Origin of the sequence: Lutibacter sp., from assembly GCF_013139515.1 — a bacterium.
Classification (GTDB): Bacteria; Bacteroidota; Bacteroidia; order Flavobacteriales; family Flavobacteriaceae; genus Lutibacter.
Map to the genome: position 1 here is coordinate 40021 of NZ_WTAR01000020.1, position 19933 is coordinate 59953.

Below are 19933 nucleotides of genomic sequence, written 5' to 3' on the forward strand. Positions count from 1 at the left end.
GAGATTAAACCTGAAATAACAATTATTTTTCCCATTTCTTTTTTTCAGTCATATAATAAATCATTGGAACTACAATTAAAGTTAATAGTGTTGATACAATTGCACCAGCTACTAATGATATTGCTAACCCTTGAAAAATTGGATCAAAGAGTATAATTGAGGCCCCAATAACTACTGCGCCTGTTGTTAATAAAATTGGTGTTGTTCTTACAGCACCAGCATCAATAATGGCTTGTTTTAATGGTATTCCATCATTTAAACGAATTTCAATAAAGTCAATTAATAAAACAGAATTCCTAACCATTACACCAGCTAAGGCAATCATTCCAATAAAAGAAGTTGCAGTAAAAAACGCATCAAATAACCAGTGGCCTAATACAATTCCAACTAGTGAAAGTGGTATTGCAAGCATCATTACCATGGGTGTTTTAAAGTTTTGGAACCAACCTACAATTAGCATATAAATAATGATAATTACAATTATAAATGCCGCTCCTAAATCTCGAAAGACTTCAAGAGTAATTTGCCATTCTCCATCCCATTTTACAGCAAAATCGCTTTCATCTGAAGGTTGCTCCATATACAGTTCATTCAATTTATAACCTTTAGGCAATTTAATTTTTTGCAATTTTTCTTTCATACCTAAAATTGCATACACCGGACTTTCTAGTCCTCCAGCCATATCAGCAGTAATGTAAACTACTTGTTTTTGATCTTTTCTAAAAATAGTTTTTTGTAAAGTATCTTGTTTAATACTCACTAAATCACTAATTGGAACCATATTACCTTGATTTCCTTTTATTTTAATATTCTGAATATCTTGTAAACTAGTTTTTTCCGCATCATTTAATGCTAAAACAATATCAACTTGATCAAAAGAATTTTCATCGTATAAATAAGAGATTGGGTATTCTTTTAATAAATAGGTTAAATTCCCAACAACTTGTTGAGGTGCAATACCGTTTAGCATTGCTTTTTCTTTGTCAACTTCTAGTCTATATTCAATTTGAACATCTTCAACCATCCAGTCAATATCAACAACGTCAGTCGTGTTTTCTAATATTTCTTTAACTTGGTATGCAACTTTAATTTGTTCTTTATAATCTGGGCCATATACTTCAGCAACCAATGTTGATAATACTGGAGGTCCAGGTGGAACTTCAACTAATTTTACATTTCCATTGTATTTTTTTGAAATTTTTTGAATTTCTGAACGCACTTTTTTAGCTACATCATGACTTTGTAATTCACGCTCAGCTTTTGGTAGTAAGTTAACTTGAATATCAGCCATATTACTTCCTCCACGAATATCGTAATGGCGAACCAATCCGTTAAATGTAATTGGAGCAGATGTACCAATATAATTTTGATAATCTACCACTTCAGGAACTGTAGATAAGTACTGAGCAATTTCTTTAGTAACAGCTGCAGTTCTTTCTAAAGTAGTTCCTTCGGGCATATCAATTACCACTTGAAACTCATTTTTATTGTCAAAAGGAAGCATTTTTACTGCTACAGATTTAGTAAAGAACATAAGTACTGAACCAACTAATAAAACTCCTGTAATACTTAACATTACCCATCGGTTTTTTCTACTATCTAAAAGAGGTTGTTCTATTTTTTTGTAGATTTTGTATATCCAGCCAGATTCTAAACCTTCTTCTTCCTCGTTGTTTTTTTGCTTGTCTTTTTCTTGTAATAAATGATATCCTAAATAAGGTGTAACAGTTAAAGCAACAAATAATGAAAGTATCATAGCTATGGATGCTCCAATTGGCATTGGACTCATATATGGTCCCATCATTCCAGATACAAAAGCCATAGGTAAAATTGCAGCGATAACAGTAAATGTTGCTAAAATAGTTGGGTTTCCAACTTCGTTTATTGCGTAAATAGCCGCTTGTTTAAACGGTAAACGTTTCATTTTAAAATGCCTATGCATATTTTCAGCAATAATAATACTGTCATCTACTACAATACCAACCACAAAAACTAATGCGAATAATGTAATTCTGTTTAACGTATAACCTAATAAATAATAGCTAAATAATGTCAATGCAAACGTTAATGGAACAGAGAAAAACACGACCAATCCACCACGCCAACCCATAGCTAACATCACTAAAATTGTTACGGCTAAAATAGCAACACCTAAATGCAATAATAATTCACCAACTTTATGAGATGCAGTTTCACCATAATTCCTAGTAACTTCTACTTTAACATCTGAAGGAATTAAATTTTGCTTTAATTGCTCAACCTTTGTTAAAATTTTCTCTGAAATTTTCATAGCATCAGCACCTTTTACTTTTGCTACTGAAAGTGTTACAGCTGAATATTCACTTGGGTTTTTTGAAAATTTTTCATTATCTTTTCCATAACCAAAAGATACATAACTAGAAGGTGTTGAAGGGCCATCTTGTATTTCAGCAACCTGTTTTAAATATACCGGCATATTTTTATGAACGCCTACTACTAAATTGTTTACATCATCAGCCGATGTTAAAAATTTTCCAGTTGTAATTAAATATTCTTGGTCGCCTTTAACAAAACTTCCAGATTGAGAACTGCTATTATTGACTTGTATTAGTTGCATAATACCAAGTGCATCTACACCATTTTCAGCCATTTTATCTTTATCTAAAACAATTTTTAGTTGACGGTTTCTACCACCAATTACTTTAGTAATAGATACATCTTTAACTTTTTCTATTTCAGAAGTAACTTCTTCTGCAATTTGACGAATTTGGAAATCATCATAATTTTCACTCCAAAAAGTAAGTCCAAGCATTGGAACGTCATCAATAGAACGTGTTTTTATTAAAGGTTGCGTAACACCTGGAGGAAACATTCCTTGATGTCTCATTAATTCATCGTATAATTTCACATATGAATCTTCGGTATTTTCACCAACATAAAACTGAACAATCATCATAGATTGACCACTCATAGCAATACTGTGAACGTGCTGAACACCTTTAATATTAGAAATAATTTTCTCTAATGGTTTTACAACTCTACTTTCAATTTCTGTTGGACTAGCTCCCGGATAACCAACTAAAACATCGGCCATTGGAACAATAATTTGTGGTTCTTCTTCTCTTGGAATTAAAAATGAACTATAAATACCAATCGCCATCAATGCAACCATTAATAGAATGGTTAACTTAGAATTGATAAAAATATTGGCAACTTTACCTGATATACCTTCTTGCATACTATTAGTTTTTAAGGGTGCTAAAAATTAGTGTTGAATACTAATTTTTGCTCCGTTATACAATTTTCCGTCAGCTGAAACAATGTATTGTTCGTTAGCTGATAAACCAGATAAAACTTCTACTTGATTATCAAAAGTTTTTCCAACTCTTAGCCATCTTAAAATGGCAACATTTTCATTTCCAATAGTGTAAACTCCAGTTAACTGCCCTTGTGTAATTAAAGCACTTTGAGGTACTAAAACCACATTTGATTTAGCTTTAATATCTTTTTCAATAGGAAATTGAACTGAAGTAAACATTCCTGAAAGTAATTTAACATCCGTTTTATTTAATACTACTTTTACTAAATATTGACCGCCAGTATTTTTAGCTGAAGAACTAACTTCAGTCACTTTACCTGTAACTAATTGATTGGTTGATTTCACAGTTACACTTACATTAGTACCTTTTTTTATGGAAGTAATTTCAGATTCAGGAATCATTGATATAATTTGATATTTACCAGGAGTTTCTATACTAATTAAAGGCATTCCTGGATTAGCCATATCGCCTTTATTTACAAACTTACCAGTAATAACACCACTAAATGGTGCTTTAATATTTGAATAAGATAATTGTGCATTAACTTGATTTTTCATTTGATTAGCAGCTTCTAAGCGAGCTTTAGACATTTCATAATTTGCTGAAATATCATCCATTTCTTTTTGGGATGCGCTATTTTCTTTAAACAAAGCAGTAAAACGATTGTAATCTTTTTCTGCGTTTTTAAATGCAGCAGTTGCTTCAGTAATTGAAGCTTCAACTTGTGCTTTTTGTGCTGAGATATCTGTACTATTAATACTTAACAATAATTGTCCTTTAGAAACTTTATCACCAACATTTACGTGAATGTTGTTTACAAACCCCATCATACGAGTACTTATGTTTGCGCTTTGTACAGCTTCTATTTTTCCACTTGCTGAAATAAAAGAGTTACTCTCAGATGAAGGCGTATTAACTTTTACATTTACTGTAGTTCTAGTATCAGTTACCTTAGTTTTTTCTTTTCCGCAACTTGTTGTAAAAATTAGAGTTGCAATTGCTATAATTGTTAGTATATTTTTCATTTTTTTGGTTATTTAAAACTTATATTTTTATTAGTTAGTGTCTGCTTTTTGAATTTATTTACTTAAAAATTCTACGTACGCTTTTGTAAAATTGTAGCTAAAAACTGTTTGTAAATTTTCTAATTGTTTTTGTAAATACGTAGTCTCAGAAATTAATAAATCTGATGTTTTTTCTAAACCTTGCTCAAATCTGTTGGTTCTAATTCTTAAAGCTTCTTTAGATTGTTCCATAGCTAAATTTGTAAGCTTTAATTTGTTTTCGGCATCTTTTAAGTCTCTTTTAGCTTTGATAAATTCTAACTGACTTTGGTTTTTATATTGATCTAAACTTAATTCTGCTTTATCTAATTCTGCTTTACTTTTTTGAGTTTTACCTTCACGTTTAAAACCATCAAACACATTCCAAGATAGTTGCGCACCAACTAAATATCCTTTTGCTTCGGTTCCAAATAATTTATCATCATATAATTCATAACTTCCAAAAGCATTTAACCTAGGTAAATAACTTAATTTATTGGCTTTATGCATGTTTGTGTAGGCTTCAGTACTTTTTTCCATAGCTTCAATATCAGCTCTGTTAGTTGAAAGTTGTTCGCTATAAATATCTAAGTTTAAGGTTGCCTCTAATTGTGTTGATGGTTTTAATGTAGTGTTGGTATTTTTACCCATTAAAAATTGTAAATAATCAGAAGTATTTTTAACATTACTCTTTGTTGTAAGTAATTGATTTTCTACTTCGGTTACATGAACTTCAACTGAAAGTAAATCTGCTTTTTGCATATATCCTTGCTTGAAGTTGTTATTAGCAATTTTTTTGTTTTCAAGCGCAGCTTCTTTTGCTTTTTCTAATACTTCAACAGCTTTGTAAGCAACTTGTAATTGCATATATGCTTTAGTAACTTCTAATTTTATGTAATCTTTTGTTCTTAGTGATTGTAATTCAACAGCATTCATTTTAGCTTTTGCAGCTTTTCTCATGTACAAACCATCTGCATTGAAAATAGGTTGTTGGACTTCAATTTTAGTTGCAAAATTTTTAATTTCATTTGGATCATTTAACAATGCGGGATTAAAATCGGCTGGTGTTAAAATTTCCTGATTTAATTTAGAACCAAAAGCCATTAACGGGTTTGTAGTTGTTATTGCTGTATGTGAAACAGAAATATTTGGTAGTAAAACTGCATTTGTTTGATTGTAATCTGCTTTTGCAACAGTAAAATCTTGTTCTGAAATTTTAATTGTATGATTGTTTTTTTTAACATTATTTAGCACTTCATCAAAAGAAATAAGTTGTTCTTGTTGAGCGTTGCTAATAAAGATGGTAAAAGTGAAAAGTAACAATAAAATATTATTCTTAATTCGCATAGTTTTTGTTTTTTAGTACAGGACAAAAGTAATTGAGGTTTTAGTCTTATAGAGTAATAAATAACACATACTTGTGTAACATTTATAACACGATGTTCTACATAAAAACTTTTAGAGTTGTTTTTATGTTAAGTTTCAACAATTTTCACCAGCTATATTTGAGGTGGTGTGATGAAAATAAGGTTCTTATTTTTTTCGAACCTTCATATTTAAAGCTTCTACACCTAGTGAAAAAGCGATAGCAAAATATAAATAACCCTTTGGTATTGCACCTACATGTTGATGAAATATCTCAGCATTTGATAAGTGTGCGCCTTCTGTAACTAGCATAAAACCTATTAATATTAAGAAAGATAAAGCTAACATTTGTATGGTTGGGTGTTCATTTACAAATTTACCTACTGGAGTGGCAAAAATCATCATAATAATCATAGAAACAATTACAGCAGTTATCATAATTATTAAAGCGCCTTCAATACCATTAGTCATTCCAACTGCTGTTAAAACAGAATCAAATGAGAACACAATATCAATCATTACAATTTGAAAAATAACCATTCCTAAAGTTGATACAGTTTTTGATTTTTTAGAAGCTCCATCAGCTGTAATTCCTTCAACTTTGTGGTGAATTTCACTAGTACTTTTATACAATAAAAAGATTCCTCCTAAAATTAAAATTACACTTTGCCCAGTTATACCTGCTTTAAACCAAGATAAGTTAATTGTATAAAAAGGGTCTTTCATTGAAATTAAATAAGAAACACCAAATAATAGTATAATTCTAAATACCAATGCTAGAAGTAATCCTATTCTTGTTGCTTTTTTTCTCTGATTCTCAGGAAGTTTACCTGCAGTAATTGAAATAAAGATGATATTGTCAATACCTAAAATAATTTCTAAAAAGGTAAGTGTTAATAATGCCACCCAAGTATCTGCTTGTAAAAATAGTTCCATAGCTTAATTTATTTTTTATAAATAGTTCCTTTTTGTTTAAAATTTGAATGTCCAATTACAGCTTCAAACTCATAAGAATCTTTTTTAATGTTCGTTATTTTAACATAAATAGGATCTTCATCAATTGCTGTTTTTGGATGGAGCATTTTAAGTGTGTAATTAAAATTGTTTTTCCAAGTAATTGAAAGTGAGTCTATTCTATCTTCGTATTTTTCAATTTGAAGTGAGTCTTGTCTAATAATAATCGTTTTTTCGTATCCTTTTCCTTCTGGTATTTCAAAAGTTCCAATTTTAAATCGGTCTTGGTTTAATTCATCACTTTTACATGAGAAAAGGGCTATAAAAACGAATATTATTAGTGCATTTTTCTTCATTAGATTCCGGTATAATTACTTGGTGTTATTGCTTTTAATTCAGCTTTAATTTCATTAGAAACTTCTAAACTTTCAATAAAATCGGCCATCGATTTCTGCGTAATTTTTTCGTTAGTTCTTGTCAATCCTTTCAGCGCTTCATACGGATTAGGGTATGCTTCTCTACGCAATATAGTTTGAATAGCTTCAGCAACAACTGCCCAATTATTTTCTAAATCCTCAGCAAACTTTTCTTTGTTGATTAATAATTTATTCAATCCTTTTAACGTAGAGCTAAAGGCAATAATTGTGTGTCCAAACGGAACACCAACATTTCTTAGCACTGTTGAATCTGTTAAATCACGTTGTAAACGTGAAATAGGAAGTTTAGCAGATAAATGCTCGAAAATTGCATTTGCCATCCCTAAATTCCCTTCAGAATTTTCAAAGTCAATAGGATTTACTTTGTGTGGCATTGCAGAAGAGCCAACTTCACCAGCTTTAATTTTTTGTTTAAAATAATCCATAGAAACATAGGTCCACATATCTCTATCAAAGTCAATTAAAATAGTATTGATACGTTTTAACCCATCAAAAATACCGGCAATATGATCGTAATGTTCTATTTGAGTTGTTGGAAAAGAGTGATGTAAACCTAATACTTTTTCAACAAAATGTGTTCCAAAGGCTTTCCAATCAATACTAGGGTAAGCAACTTTGTGCGCATTAAAATTTCCTGTTGCACCACCAAATTTTGCTGCGTAGGGAACATTTTGTAATTGTTTAATTTGTTGTTCAATACGTTCAATAAAAACCAATATTTCCTTTCCTAATCTAGTTGGAGATGCTGGCTGACCGTGTGTTCTAGCCAACATTGGTACATCTGACCAAGCGATTGCTAGTTGTCTTAATTTTTCTAAAAGTGTTGCTAATTCAGGATAATAAACAATATCAAAAGCATCGTTTATAGAAAGTGGTGTTGCAGTATTATTGATGTCTTGTGAAGTCAATCCAAAGTGGATAAACTCTTTATATTCTTGAAGTTTAAGAATGTCAAATTTTTCTTTAATAAAATATTCAACAGCTTTTACATCGTGATTTGTAATAGCTTCAATGTCTTTAATTTTTTGTGCATCACTAGAAGAAAAATTTCTGTAAATACTTCTTAATTCATCAAAAAGCGCGTTGTCAAAATTTGTTAATTGAGGAAGAGGAATTTCGCATAAAGCAATAAAGTATTCAATTTCAACTTTTACTCTATATTTAATTAAGGCTTCTTCTGAAAAAAATGGTGCTAAACTTTCTACTTTGTTTCTGTATCTACCATCAATTGGAGATATTGCATTTAAAATTGTTAAAGACATTATTTTAGTTTGAGTTGTTTTGCAAAAATAACTAAATTAACGTGAAAATTAGATTTTTTTCTTGTTTATCCAACTTAAAATTTTCTTTCCACGAGCTTGGTATGCAGCACTTTCATTTATCATATTTTGCTGAATAATTAATTGCAATTCTTTGTGTACCCATTTTTCTTTTTTACCAAAAAGGAATAGCATTTCCATTGTATAAGCTTTGACTGCAACTTTTTGTTTGCCTATTAACCAATCAAAACCAGTTTCAATAATTTTTTCAATATGTATTGAATTGATTTCAGATTTAATAATTGAATTATTTTTTGAAGTATAATCTTTTGCTAAAAATTCGCAAATTTTTGACATAGGTCGTACAGCACTATCAAATTTCACGTTGCTAATATTCTCAGTAAAATAATTTAGATGAGGCGCTAACCAGTTTAATTTTTCAGCACAAACAAACTCTAAAACCCAAGCTGCTTTTATAGATAGTTTGTTATCAAACTCAAAAACAATTTCAAGTAAATATTTAAAGAGTTCTTTATTTTCTATTACTAAATTAGCGACTCTTAAACGGTTTTCACGCTTTGCATTTTTAATATTTTCAAGCTGTTGTATTAAAAAGGGTTTATTCATCTTTCTGTTTATCCTTTTTTTTTGGTGACAATTTATACAATATATACGCAAAACCTACTATTACATGTAATAGTACAATAGCCATAATTGTGTAAAGCCAAAAATTTGAAATCATCATAAATAGTGTTTAATTATATGAAAAGAATAGTATCTTTATTTTTTAAAATTAATAAATAATGAGGACATCAATTGTAATACTACTAACTTTAATTCTAAATTTTGAGGGAATTTCTCAACAAGTATATTCTAAAAAGGAACCATTTGCACATACATACTCAATAGTTGCAAGAGATACCGTAACGGGTGAGATGGGTGTCGCTGTTCAATCTCATTGGTTTTCTGTTGGTAGTTTAGTTGCTTGGGGAAAAGCAGGTGTTGGAGTTGTTGCAACGCAATCGTTTATAAATCCTTCATTTGGACCAAGAGGGTTAAGTTTATTGGAAAATGGTTTAACACCAAAATTAGCTGTAGAAACGTTACTAGAATTGGATGAAGGCAGAGATGTTCGTCAATTAGCAATTTTAGATGTACATGGGAATGTAAATGCTTATACAGGTGAAAAATGTATTGAAGCTGCAGGTCATCTTATGGGTGATAATTTTTCTGTACAAGCTAATTTAATGGAAAAGAATACGGTTTGGCCTGCAATGGCTAAAGCGTTTAAAACTGCTGAAGGAAGTTTAGCAGAACGAATGCTTATAGCTATGGAAGCCGCACAAAATGAAGGAGGCGATATGAGAGGTAAACAATCTGTTGCTATTTTAGTAGTTAAAGGGAAAAGTACGGGGAATGATTGGGAAGACAAAGTTGTTGATTTACGTGTTGAAGACAGTGAAAATCCTTTAAAGGAAATGCGAAGATTATTAACAATTCATAAAGCGTATGAATTTATGAATAAAGGCGATTTAGCTGTTGAACATAACAATTTTAAATTGGCAAAAGAACATTATAAGAATGCTCAAAAAATAAATCCAGATAATTTAGAAATGAAATACTGGTATGCCGTAACTTTGGCAAATAATGAAGAGCTAGTTGAAGCTAAACAAATTTTTAAAAAAATATTTAAACAAAATAAGAAATGGAAAGAGTTAACTCCAAGATTAGTGAAAGCAAAGTTATTGATCGTAAATGAGTTTCAATTGCAAGAACTATTAAAATTATAAGAAATGAAGAAAATACTGTTAGGGGTTTTAGTTGGACTAATTTTAATACAATTTATTCGCCCAGAAAAAAATAGTTCAAAAGACTTTGCAAATGATATTTCAACGATAATAAATGTTCCTGAAGAAGTACAACAAATTATTAAAACTTCATGTGCAGATTGTCATTCAAACAATACAAAATACCCTTGGTATAGTGAAATTGCACCGGTATCTTGGTATTTAGCTCAACATGTAAATGAAGGTAAAGAGCATTTAAATTTTTCTGAATGGGCAGCTTATAATAAAGATCAAAAAAGCCATATTTTAAAAGATTTAGAAGAAGAAATTGAGGAACATAAAATGCCTTTAAAAAGTTACTTAATACTTCATAAAGAAGCTGAGTTGACAAAAAATCAGTATGAAACAATATTAAATTGGGTAAAAACAATTCCTTCAGAATAAAGGAATTAGATACCGAAGATAATTTAAAGTAGGAAAATAAGTGAGCGTTTTTTGAAAGCAGAAAACCTACAGATTTCAATAAAAATTAAGAATATTAAAAATAGAAGATTTTGGACATAAAAAAAATATTTGATAACAACCAAAAATGGATTGTTAAGAAACTTGGAATTAATCAAAACTACTTTAAGAATCTTTCAGAAGGTCAAAACCCAGAGATTTTATATATAGGTTGTTCAGATAGTCGTGTTTCTGCTGAAGAACTAATGGGTTTAGAACCTGGAGAGGTTTTTGTACATAGAAATATTGCAAATATGGTGCCTAATACAGATTTAAATGTAATGTCTGTTATTAATTATGCCGTTACGCATCTTAAAGTAAAACATGTGGTTGTTTGTGGACATTATAATTGTGGTGGTGTAAAAGCAGCAATGCAGTCGGAAGATTTAGGACTGTTAAACCCTTGGCTAAGAAATATTAGAGATGTTTATAGATTGCACAAAAGTGAATTAGATGCTATTAGTTGTGAAGATAATAAATACAATAAATTGGTAGAGTTAAATGTTCAAGAACAATGTGTAAATATTTTAAAAACTGCTGCCATTCAAAAGGCGTTTAAAGAACGAGAAATAACGGTTCATGGTTGGGTTTGGGATATTCAAAGCGGTAAATTAATTGATCTTAAAATTGATTTTGATAAAATTTTAAAAGATATTATGGAAATATACCATCTTTCTTAACAGTATTTCATTTAGTTATTTAACTCAAATTTTTGAGCTTCTTTTTAAGTTAAAATAGCTTAAATTTCGTATCTTATAGTCTTAATTAAATTTACCATTAATTGTGTTTACAGATAGAAGTTTAATTTTTAGCATTACAGTCTGTAAAAATACTTGCGTTTTTTACAAGAGACTTTTGTTTATATTTTTGATCTTATTTTTACAATTTCAATCTGTTTATAGCCAAAGTAATAATTCTCAATTTATGGGGATTGATGAAGGTGAAGTTGTTGATAGTAGAGTAGATAACGATTATAATAGTTATTTAAATTTATTAGAAAAGCATCAGGTTTTTCAAAAAGAATTGAATGATAGTTTAAAGTATTTTAAAAAAATTAAGCATAAGAATTATGTGTTAAATGGAAAAGATATTAAAACACTTAATAAAAGCTTTTCAGATAGAATTATAATTTTAAATCAATCAATATTTTTTAATCAAAAACAACTGAAATTAACTGAAAATAAACAGTTTTATAATTTAATTTCTACTCATTTAAAAATTAAAGCGTTAGAAACCTACTTGGCTCAACAAAAAATTGTTGGGGACAATTCAAAAGTTAACAATTTAATAAATGAAGAAAATAAATTATATAGAAATGATAAAAAATCTTTAAAAAGATTAAAAAAGACGTTACTTTCTAAAAAGTATAGAAAATCAATTCTTGAAACTTGGAATTCTTCAAAACAAATAACAACTAATACTTCAAATGAATTTAAAAATAAAGAGATACACAATGCTATTTTGTTAACCCCATATTATCAAAATTATTTATCAAATACCCGTAATATAAAGACCTCAAAAAAATATTTTAGAAAACTTATTAATAAAAGAAGCATCTTTAATACCGAAGTTAATTTTAATAACTTTTTAAATAATATATTTTCGGGCGTATCAAATGTTGTCAGTAATTTTATTGGAATTTTTGCTATTAGAAAAGGTAAGTTACTGAATGACAATAGGTTTGTTGTAAATTCTTTACCCATATTACAACCTTTAGATGTGATTTTAGAAAAAACACCTTTTAGATTAACTGATAAATTTATACCAGGATATTGGGGACATGCTGCCATTTATATTGGAAATGAAACTCAATTAAAAGAATTGGGATTATGGAATCATCCTATTATTGAAGCATATCATGAAATAATTAAAAACAAGCATGTGATTATTGAAGCTTTAAGAAGCAAAGTTGCCTTTAATACATTTAAAGATTTTACAAATATTGACGATTATGCACATTTAAGGTTGAATGTAGAACCTTCAATTGAGAAAAAAAGAGAAATGATTATTAGAGCTTTTGCTCAAATTGGGAAAAAATATGATTTTGGTTACAATGTAGAATCAAGCAAAAAAATTATTTGTTCAGAACTACATTATATAACATTTGACGAGGTTATTTTTAATACATCTAACAATATGGGGATTAACACAATTTCTGTAGATCAAGTTGCTAAACAAGGATTAAAAGGAGGTGCTTTTTACCCAATTAATTTATATTTAGATGGAGTGAAAATTGATGATGACGAAATTTTTGAGGTTTTTGATCAACTTCCAACATTAAAAAATAAACAAATAAAAAAGCTAAAAAAGAGTCTTCATTAAAAGCAACAACATATTTTAATCAATTGATATATTAATAATTAGGTGATTTGAATTTTAGATATTATCTTTGTTTCATAAATATTTAAAATTTTCAATAATGAGTAAAGGAACAGTAAAGTTTTTCAATGAAGCCAAAGGATTTGGATTTATTACTGAAGAAGGTTCAAACAAAGAACATTTTGTACACATTTCTGGTTTAATCGATGAAGTTCGTGAAGGAGATGAAGTAGAATTCGAATTAACAGAAGGTAAAAAAGGATTAAACGCAGTTAACGTAAAAGTTATTTAAGATATATAATTACTTTTTTAAAATGTAAAGCCTATCTTTTTTTGATAGGCTTTTTTTATGGCTTATTTTAAAATGAATGCGTAACTTTGCAAACTAAAATTTTTTAAATGAAACGTGTAATTGTAGGCCTTTCTGGCGGAGTTGATAGTAGTGTAGCGGCATACTTATTAAAAGAACAAGGATATGAGGTTATAGGCTTGTTTATGAAAAATTGGCATGATGATTCTGTGACAATTTCAAACGAATGTCCTTGGCTAGAAGATAGTAATGATGCTATGATTGTTGCAGATAAATTAGGAATCCCTTTTCAAGTAGTTGATTTAAGCGAACAATATAAAGAACGTATTGTAGATTATATGTTTAATGAATACGAAAAAGGGCGTACACCAAACCCAGACGTTTTATGTAATCGTGAAATTAAGTTTGATGTTTTTTTAAAAATTGCAGAAGAATTAGGAGCTGATTATGTGGCTACCGGTCATTATTGTAAAAAAGGAGTTGAAGAAATAGAAGGAGAAACAGTTTATAAATTATTAGCAGGAGAAGACAATAATAAAGATCAATCATATTTTTTATGTCAGCTCTCTCAAGAGCAGTTGTCAAAAGCGTTATTTCCAATAGGTGAATTAACAAAGCCTGAAGTTCGTAAAATAGCTGCAGATCAAGATTTAATTACTGCTGAAAAGAAAGATTCACAAGGTTTATGTTTTATTGGTAAAGTTCGTTTACCTGAGTTTTTACAACAAAAACTACAGCCTAAAGAAGGTGTTATTGTTAAAATACCAAAAAATTCAGAATTATTTAATAGAACTATTCCCAAATTTGAGGATAAAGAAGCTGAACTAGAGTTTTTCGCAACAAAATATAAGTACACCATTAAAGATGGTAAAATAGTTGGGAAACATCAAGGAGCTCATTATTTTACAAAAGGGCAACGTAAAGGTTTGGCAGTTGGAGGAATGAAAGAACCTTTATATGTTATTGAAACTGATGTTATTGAAAATGTAATTTATGCAGGTGAAGGAAAAGAGCATAGCGGTTTGTATAGAAACGTATTGTTTGTAACAAATGAGGAATTGCATTGGATTAGGAAAGATTTGGCACTTAAAAATGGCGAAACCATGGAAGTTAAAAGTCGTATCAGGTATCGCCAAAAGTTAGAAAAAGCAATACTGTACAAAGTTGAAAAGGGTTTGTATGTTCAATTTAAAAATCCACAATCTGCAATTACTGAAGGTCAATTTGTAGCTTGGTATATCAATAATGAATTATTAGGTTCTGGAGTAATTTCTTAATCTTAATCACTTATAAAATTCAAAAATTCAATAAAAATAAGTAATTTTGAGAGTGAAACCCCTAAACTAATTATTGTGAAAAGAAAACTACTCACATTTATTTTGTTTTTTTCGCTTGTTACATTATTTGCTCAAAATGAAGATGCTTGGGTATATTTTAATGATAAGCCAAGTGAAACTACATTTACTGCTTCACCATTAACTATGCTCACACAAAGAGCCTTAGATAGAAGAATACGTTATAGTATTTCATTAGATTTTAAAGATGTTCCGGTTGAAGCTTCTTATGTTTTACAGGTTAACAATTCAATAGGTATCACAATAAAAGCAAGGTCAAAATGGTTAAATGCACTTCATGTACAAGGTACAGAAACAGACATCAATAATTTATTAAATTTAAGTTTTGTATCTAAAATAGAATTTGCAAATAAATCGTTAAATATTTCAAGTAAAAATCGAATTAAGTCAAAGATAATTCATCAAAATAAAACATTAGATTTTTCTACAGATTTTAACTATGGAAATGGAGCAAACCAAATTGAAATGTTAAAAGGAGAAGTATTACATCAAAATAATTTTACAGGTGAAGGCATGCAAATAGCCATTATTGATGCTGGTTTTCCTAATGTAGATAATTTTTCGGCTTTTCAAAGAATAAGAGATAATAATCAAATTTTAGGAGGTTACGATTTTGTAAATAGAAATGCTAATTTTTATACAGGTCATTATCACGGAATGGCTGTTTTATCAACAATTGGAGGTTATTTAGACAATCAATTTATAGGTACAGCACCTGATGCTAAGTTCTATCTATTTATTTCTGAAGATGCAGTAAATGAAACACCTTTAGAAGAAAGTTTGTGGGTTGAAGCTGCAGAAAGAGCAGATAGTTTAGGTGTTGATGTTATAAATACATCATTAGGATATACAACTTTTGACAATTCAAATTACAATTACGAATATGCAGATATGGATGGACAAACAACATTTATTTCAAGAGGAGCAGAGGTTGCTTTTTCGCGTGGAATGATTGTGGTAAATTCTGCTGGAAATTCAGGAAATGACGCTTGGCATTATGTAAGTGCTCCTGCTGATGCACCTTTAGTATTAAGTATTGGTGCGGTAAATGCTTCAGGAACAATTGCCAGTTTTAGCTCTTTTGGACCAACGTTTGATGATAGAATAAAGCCTGATGTTTGCGCGCAAGGAGCAAATGTATATATTATAAATAGTTCTGGAAATGTTGCAACTTCAAACGGTACATCGTTTTCATCTCCAGTTTTAACAGGTGTAATTACGTGTTTATGGCAAGCATTTCAGGATAAAAATAATGCTGAAATAGTTCAGTTAATTAAAGAATCATCGCATTTGTATACAAATCCAACAAATCAAGAAGGTTTTGGAATTCCAAATTTTGAAACGATATATAACCTTTTTGATATTGATGAAGAAGAAGATATTATTGAGTTTTCGTTATTCCCAAATCCGACAAGAGATTTTATAAATTTTAAATTTCCCACTGACATTTCAGAAATGGAAGTCACAGTTTTTAATATACTTGGAAAAAAAGTAGCATCTAACTTAGTAAATAAAAATACTCCAAGAACTAATATTTCTTCATTATCAAAAGGATTATATATGGTTCAAGTAACATATAGTGATGTAGTTAAAACCATTAAAGTACTTAAGAATTAAATGAATAATAAAATTACTAAACTTTTTAAAATACAATATCCAATAATACAAGCAGGTATGATTTGGAATAGTGGTTGGAAACTAGCTTCAGCAGTTAGTAATGCTGGTGGTTTAGGTTTAATAGGAGCAGGCTCTATGTATCCTGATGTGTTACGAGAACATATTAAAAAATGTAAAAAAGTAACCAATAAACCTTTTGGAGTTAATGTGCCAATGTTATATCCTAATATTGAAGAGATACTACAAATAATTGTAGATGAAGGTGTTAAGATAGTTTTTACTTCAGCAGGAAATCCTAAAACTTGGACTCCCTTTTTAAAAGAACATAATATTACTGTAGTTCATGTAGTGAGTAGTGTAAATTTTGCAGTGAAATCTGAATTGGCAGGTGTTGACGCTGTAGTTGCTGAAGGTTTTGAAGCAGGAGGCCATAACGGAAGAGAAGAAACTACAACATTTACTTTAATACCTATGGTAAAAGAAAAATTAGCAATTCCGGTAATAGCCGCTGGTGGAATTGCTACAGGAAGAGGAATGTTGGCAGCGATGGTTTTAGGTGCAGATGGAGTTCAAATAGGAAGTAGATTTGTTGCAAGTGAAGAATCTTCAGCACATATAAATTTTAAGGAAGCAGTTGTTAAAACACAAGATGGTGATACACAACTTACTTTGAAAGAATTAGCTCCCGTTAGACTGATTAAAAATCAGTTTTTTAATGAACTTCAAGAACTATATCAACAAAAACCTACAGTTGAACAATTAAAAGAAAAATTAGGTAGAGCAAGATCCAAAAAGGGAATGTTTGAAGGTGATTTAGAAAATGGAGAATTAGAAATTGGTCAAATTGCTGGATTAATTCATGAAATTAAACCAGCTGCTGAAATTTTAAAAGAAATTATTGAAGAATTTGAAACAGTAAAACAAGACCTAACAAGTTTTTAAACCTGTTAAGTTTAGATGTGTAGTCTTCTTTATTTTTTAGTAGGAAGTTGTTTATCGTCTTTTTTAGGCATTGGTCCGCGTAAATGTATTACCAATCCATTTAAAAAGTTACGTAAAAATTGATCACCACATTCCATATATTTTGGATGGTCTTCTTTTCTAAATATAGCACCCAATTCACTTTTTGAAACTTTAAAGTCAACCAATTTACAGATATCAATAATATCAGTATCTCTAAATTTGTGAGCTACTCTTAACTTTTTAAAAACGTCATTATTTGTTAATCCCATGGTGTAAAGATAATTTTTTATATAGCATAAATCTAAATAAACTAGATTTATACTTTTTCATTTTTAAGCTCTAGTTGCATTTGCTTCACAGTTTGTGTACTATTATCATGGCTCCAGCCTGGAGCCCCAAATGTGTACATAAATTTGTGATATAAATTTTTAGATTTTTTAGTGTCATTCCAAATGTCTTTATACTCGTGAGTAAGAATTACCCAAGGATTGTAAGAGTCTGGGGCGTGTGTAACTCCATATTCAATAGCAACAGTATCATCTAACTCTTTCCAAGTTCCAAAAACTTTATCAAAGATATTTAGAAAACCACCATGATTTTTATCCATATATTCTAGATTTCTTGCGTGGTGAACTTGGTGCATTGTATGTGTGTTAAATATCTTTTCTATGAATCCCATTTTTGGAATATACACTGAATGTAATTGAAATTGCCATAAGGCTTCAATTCCTAAACATACTATGACCATTTCAGGTCTAAATCCTAAGGCAGGAAGCCACATATAAAATAAAGGTTTATATAAAATTGTAAACCAACCATTTCTTACAGCAGTTCCTAAATTATAATTATCTGAAGAATGATGAACTATGTGAGCAGCCCATAATGCTCTAACCATGTGATTTTGCCTATGAAACCAATAATAGGTAAAATCATCTAATAGTTGGCAAGCAATCCAAATATACCATGCATAACCAAATGATTCCCATCCTAAAATGTTTGTTCTAATACCATTTATTTCAGGATTAAAAACCTCAAAAATAAAGGTGAATATTACAATAGCAGAAATCGTTTTAATTAAAGGAGCAATTATTGCAGAACCAATTCCCATAAATAGGCTAGCTCCTAAATCTTTCCATTCGTACAAGTTTTTTTTGTTATGACTTTTGCTATAGGTAAGTTCAAGTAATATTAGTGCTAAGAAGCAAGGTACTCCATATACTAATGGGTTGGTGAAATCCATTTATAAGTTTTAAATTTAAGGGGAGTAATATAGGGTTAATTTAACAGAATTTTTATGATTAATATTATTTCGTAAAAATTAATTTAATAGCAACAATTAACATCATTACACCAAATATTTTTTTTAGGAGTCTTTGATCAATTTGAAGCGCTAATTTTGAACCTAAAAATCCACCAATTATAAAAAGTACAGAAACTATTAAGGCAATTTTCCAATCTATATTTCCACCATCACCTGCAGTATGATAATTGTAAACGGCTAAAAAAGTAACAGGCGGAAGCATTACGGCTAAACTTAACCCTTGAGCGTTGTGTTGTGTTAACCCTAAAAAAATAATAAACACCGGAACCATAATAATTCCACCGCCAACACCTACTAAGCCACTTAATACTCCTGCTAATAATCCAATAATAACTAAGATAATAATTGTTGTTAATGTCATTTTCATCTGTTTAAATCATATTTTTTTACGGTAACAGCTGCTGTTCGCCTTTAATCATTCCTTTGTGGATAAAAATTTGTTATGCTCGTTTCATATTAGTTTTCAGTAGGAATTTTCAGTTGATATAATTTGCGTGATTTATTGTTTAGTTTATTTTCACGTAACCACGGATTGTGCAATTTTAACACTTTATAATTGATGCCTAAATCTTTTGAAAACTGTGCAATATCAGTAATTATAGTATCAACTTCAATTAATTTTGTTGCTTCTAATTTATACAAATCTTCAGTGTCAAATTCAAAACCATATTTTTGTGGATTTGTTAATATTTCTTTCAAAGCAACCATTCTAGGAACATAACGTTGAGTTTCTTCACCTAAAAGTAAGTCATAATAATTGCTAACCTTTTGAGATTCAATTTTACGAGCTACACCAGCATTTCCGGCATTATAAGCAGCAGCGGCTAATGTCCAACTTCCAAATCGTTCTTTAGCTGCAATTAAATAATCACAAGCAACTTGAGTTGCTTTTTCTAAATGGTAGCGTTCATCAATATTGTCATTTATTTCTAATCCATTTTCTTTACCTGTAGCTTTCATTATTTGCCAAAAACCTTTGGCACCTGCAGGCGATGTTACATTTTGCAAGCCACTTTCAATAACTGCTAAATATTTAAAATCGTTTGGAATTTCATTTTTCTTTAAAATTGGTTCAATGATAGGGAAATATTTATGACTTCTTTTAATAAGCAGTAATCCGTTAGATTGCCAATACGTATTTACAAGTAGTTCTCTATCAATTCGTTCTTTAATATCTGCTTTTTCAAGAGGAACAAGTTCACCTGCAAATTTAAGATCAGCCGGAATTTTTAGCGCTTTTATTTGATACGTTTCACTTGTGTTTTTATCGCTTGAAATATTGGTGTTAACGTCTTTTAAATTTGTTGTTTTAGTTGCGAAAATTAATAATGAACTTATCATTATTATGGCAATAAGGCCTAAAATTTTAATTGATTTGTTCATAATATAGTGTGTTTGTTGAA

Annotated in this window: 19 protein-coding genes; 8 read left to right on the forward strand and 11 right to left on the reverse strand. The window is 29.7% G+C overall.

Annotated elements, in window-relative coordinates:
- Window positions 1-22: 22 nt before the first annotated feature.
- The 7 genes from GQ540_RS02295 to GQ540_RS02325 form a co-directional block, all read right to left on the reverse strand.
- A complete protein-coding gene (locus GQ540_RS02295; RefSeq protein WP_291796720.1) occupies window positions 23-3217 on the reverse strand; it encodes an efflux RND transporter permease subunit in 3195 nt (1064 codons plus the stop codon).
- 27 nt (window positions 3218-3244) lie between these two features.
- A complete protein-coding gene (locus tag GQ540_RS02300) occupies window positions 3245-4324 on the reverse strand; it encodes an efflux RND transporter periplasmic adaptor subunit (RefSeq protein WP_291796722.1) in 1080 nt (359 codons plus the stop codon).
- A 54-nt stretch (window positions 4325-4378) separates the two neighbouring features.
- Window positions 4379-5689, reverse strand: coding sequence for a TolC family protein (locus tag GQ540_RS02305; RefSeq protein WP_291796724.1), 1311 nt, complete (start codon window positions 5687-5689; stop codon window positions 4379-4381).
- 186 nt (window positions 5690-5875) lie between these two features.
- Window positions 5876-6643, reverse strand: a complete 768-nt coding sequence (locus tag GQ540_RS02310; protein WP_291796727.1) for a TerC family protein — start codon at window positions 6641-6643, stop codon at window positions 5876-5878.
- A gap of 8 nt (window positions 6644-6651) precedes the next feature.
- Window positions 6652-7017, reverse strand: a complete 366-nt coding sequence (locus tag GQ540_RS02315) for a hypothetical protein (RefSeq protein WP_291796731.1) — start codon at window positions 7015-7017, stop codon at window positions 6652-6654.
- Entirely contained in the window at window positions 7017-8360 is a 1344-nt protein-coding gene (gene purB, locus GQ540_RS02320) for an adenylosuccinate lyase (protein WP_291796734.1), read from the reverse strand. Before purB ends, GQ540_RS02315 begins: the two co-directional genes overlap by 1 nt.
- Before the next feature lie 48 nt (window positions 8361-8408).
- Window positions 8409-8984, reverse strand: a complete 576-nt coding sequence (locus tag GQ540_RS02325) for an adenylosuccinate lyase (RefSeq protein ID WP_291796737.1) — start codon at window positions 8982-8984, stop codon at window positions 8409-8411.
- Window positions 8985-9160: 176 nt separating this feature from the next.
- Between GQ540_RS02325 and GQ540_RS02330 the strand changes: the two genes are divergently transcribed.
- The 8 genes from GQ540_RS02330 (at window position 9161) to GQ540_RS02365 (ending at window position 17188) form a co-directional block, all read left to right on the forward strand.
- Window positions 9161-10147 (forward strand): DUF1028 domain-containing protein, encoded by a 987-nt coding sequence (locus GQ540_RS02330; protein ID WP_291796740.1) that lies wholly within the window; start codon window positions 9161-9163, stop codon window positions 10145-10147.
- 3 nt (window positions 10148-10150) lie between these two features.
- Window positions 10151-10588 carry a heme-binding domain-containing protein gene (locus GQ540_RS02335; protein ID WP_291796742.1) on the forward strand — a complete coding sequence of 146 codons (438 nt, stop codon included), beginning with the start codon at window positions 10151-10153 and terminating at the stop codon, window positions 10586-10588.
- Window positions 10589-10698: 110 nt separating this feature from the next.
- Entirely contained in the window at window positions 10699-11325 is a 627-nt protein-coding gene (locus GQ540_RS02340) for a carbonic anhydrase (RefSeq protein ID WP_291796744.1), read from the forward strand.
- A 244-nt stretch (window positions 11326-11569) separates the two neighbouring features.
- Window positions 11570-12967 carry a YiiX/YebB-like N1pC/P60 family cysteine hydrolase gene (locus GQ540_RS02345; RefSeq protein ID WP_291796746.1) on the forward strand — a complete coding sequence of 466 codons (1398 nt, stop codon included), beginning with the start codon at window positions 11570-11572 and terminating at the stop codon, window positions 12965-12967.
- Window positions 12968-13064: 97 nt separating this feature from the next.
- Window positions 13065-13256: a cold-shock protein gene (locus tag GQ540_RS02350; RefSeq protein ID WP_291796749.1), complete on the forward strand. Its 192-nt coding sequence runs from the start codon at window positions 13065-13067 to the stop codon at window positions 13254-13256.
- A gap of 107 nt (window positions 13257-13363) precedes the next feature.
- A complete protein-coding gene (gene mnmA, locus GQ540_RS02355) occupies window positions 13364-14551 on the forward strand; it encodes a tRNA 2-thiouridine(34) synthase MnmA (RefSeq protein ID WP_291796752.1) in 1188 nt (395 codons plus the stop codon).
- A gap of 75 nt (window positions 14552-14626) precedes the next feature.
- Window positions 14627-16246, forward strand: coding sequence for a S8 family serine peptidase (locus tag GQ540_RS02360; RefSeq protein WP_291796755.1), 1620 nt, complete (start codon window positions 14627-14629; stop codon window positions 16244-16246).
- Complete coding sequence (locus GQ540_RS02365; RefSeq protein ID WP_291796758.1) at window positions 16247-17188, forward strand: nitronate monooxygenase; 942 nt, start codon at window positions 16247-16249, stop codon at window positions 17186-17188.
- 29 nt (window positions 17189-17217) lie between these two features.
- On the opposite strand, the gene GQ540_RS02370 is transcribed toward GQ540_RS02365, so the two are convergent.
- The 4 genes from GQ540_RS02370 to GQ540_RS02385 form a co-directional block, all read right to left on the reverse strand.
- Window positions 17218-17478 (reverse strand): DUF1456 family protein, encoded by a 261-nt coding sequence (locus GQ540_RS02370; protein WP_291796761.1) that lies wholly within the window; start codon window positions 17476-17478, stop codon window positions 17218-17220.
- Between the two features lie 47 nt (window positions 17479-17525).
- Window positions 17526-18449: a sterol desaturase family protein gene (locus tag GQ540_RS02375; RefSeq protein WP_291796764.1), complete on the reverse strand. Its 924-nt coding sequence runs from the start codon at window positions 18447-18449 to the stop codon at window positions 17526-17528.
- A 64-nt stretch (window positions 18450-18513) separates the two neighbouring features.
- Window positions 18514-18891: a sulfite exporter TauE/SafE family protein gene (locus GQ540_RS02380; RefSeq protein WP_291796767.1), complete on the reverse strand. Its 378-nt coding sequence runs from the start codon at window positions 18889-18891 to the stop codon at window positions 18514-18516.
- A gap of 95 nt (window positions 18892-18986) precedes the next feature.
- Window positions 18987-19913: a lytic transglycosylase domain-containing protein gene (locus tag GQ540_RS02385; RefSeq protein WP_291796770.1), complete on the reverse strand. Its 927-nt coding sequence runs from the start codon at window positions 19911-19913 to the stop codon at window positions 18987-18989.
- Window positions 19914-19933 lie beyond the last annotated feature (20 nt).

Coding starts and splice junctions, on each gene's coding strand:
- GQ540_RS02295 (WP_291796720.1), bottom strand. CDS start 3,217: ATGCAAGAAGGTATATCAGGTAAAGTTGCCAATATTTTTATCAATTCT.
- GQ540_RS02300 (WP_291796722.1), bottom strand. CDS start 4,324: ATGAAAAATATACTAACAATTATAGCAATTGCAACTCTAATTTTTACA.
- GQ540_RS02305 (WP_291796724.1), bottom strand. CDS start 5,689: ATGCGAATTAAGAATAATATTTTATTGTTACTTTTCACTTTTACCATC.
- GQ540_RS02310 (WP_291796727.1), bottom strand. CDS start 6,643: ATGGAACTATTTTTACAAGCAGATACTTGGGTGGCATTATTAACACTT.
- GQ540_RS02315 (WP_291796731.1), bottom strand. CDS start 7,017: ATGAAGAAAAATGCACTAATAATATTCGTTTTTATAGCCCTTTTCTCA.
- purB (WP_291796734.1), bottom strand. CDS start 8,360: ATGTCTTTAACAATTTTAAATGCAATATCTCCAATTGATGGTAGATAC.
- GQ540_RS02325 (WP_291796737.1), bottom strand. CDS start 8,984: ATGAATAAACCCTTTTTAATACAACAGCTTGAAAATATTAAAAATGCA.
- GQ540_RS02330 (WP_291796740.1), top strand. CDS start 9,161: ATGAGGACATCAATTGTAATACTACTAACTTTAATTCTAAATTTTGAG.
- GQ540_RS02335 (WP_291796742.1), top strand. CDS start 10,151: ATGAAGAAAATACTGTTAGGGGTTTTAGTTGGACTAATTTTAATACAA.
- GQ540_RS02345 (WP_291796746.1), top strand. CDS start 11,570: ATGGGGATTGATGAAGGTGAAGTTGTTGATAGTAGAGTAGATAACGAT.
- GQ540_RS02350 (WP_291796749.1), top strand. CDS start 13,065: ATGAGTAAAGGAACAGTAAAGTTTTTCAATGAAGCCAAAGGATTTGGA.
- mnmA (WP_291796752.1), top strand. CDS start 13,364: ATGAAACGTGTAATTGTAGGCCTTTCTGGCGGAGTTGATAGTAGTGTA.
- GQ540_RS02365 (WP_291796758.1), top strand. CDS start 16,247: ATGAATAATAAAATTACTAAACTTTTTAAAATACAATATCCAATAATA.
- GQ540_RS02370 (WP_291796761.1), bottom strand. CDS start 17,478: ATGGGATTAACAAATAATGACGTTTTTAAAAAGTTAAGAGTAGCTCAC.
- GQ540_RS02375 (WP_291796764.1), bottom strand. CDS start 18,449: ATGGATTTCACCAACCCATTAGTATATGGAGTACCTTGCTTCTTAGCA.
- GQ540_RS02380 (WP_291796767.1), bottom strand. CDS start 18,891: ATGACATTAACAACAATTATTATCTTAGTTATTATTGGATTATTAGCA.
- GQ540_RS02385 (WP_291796770.1), bottom strand. CDS start 19,913: ATGAACAAATCAATTAAAATTTTAGGCCTTATTGCCATAATAATGATA.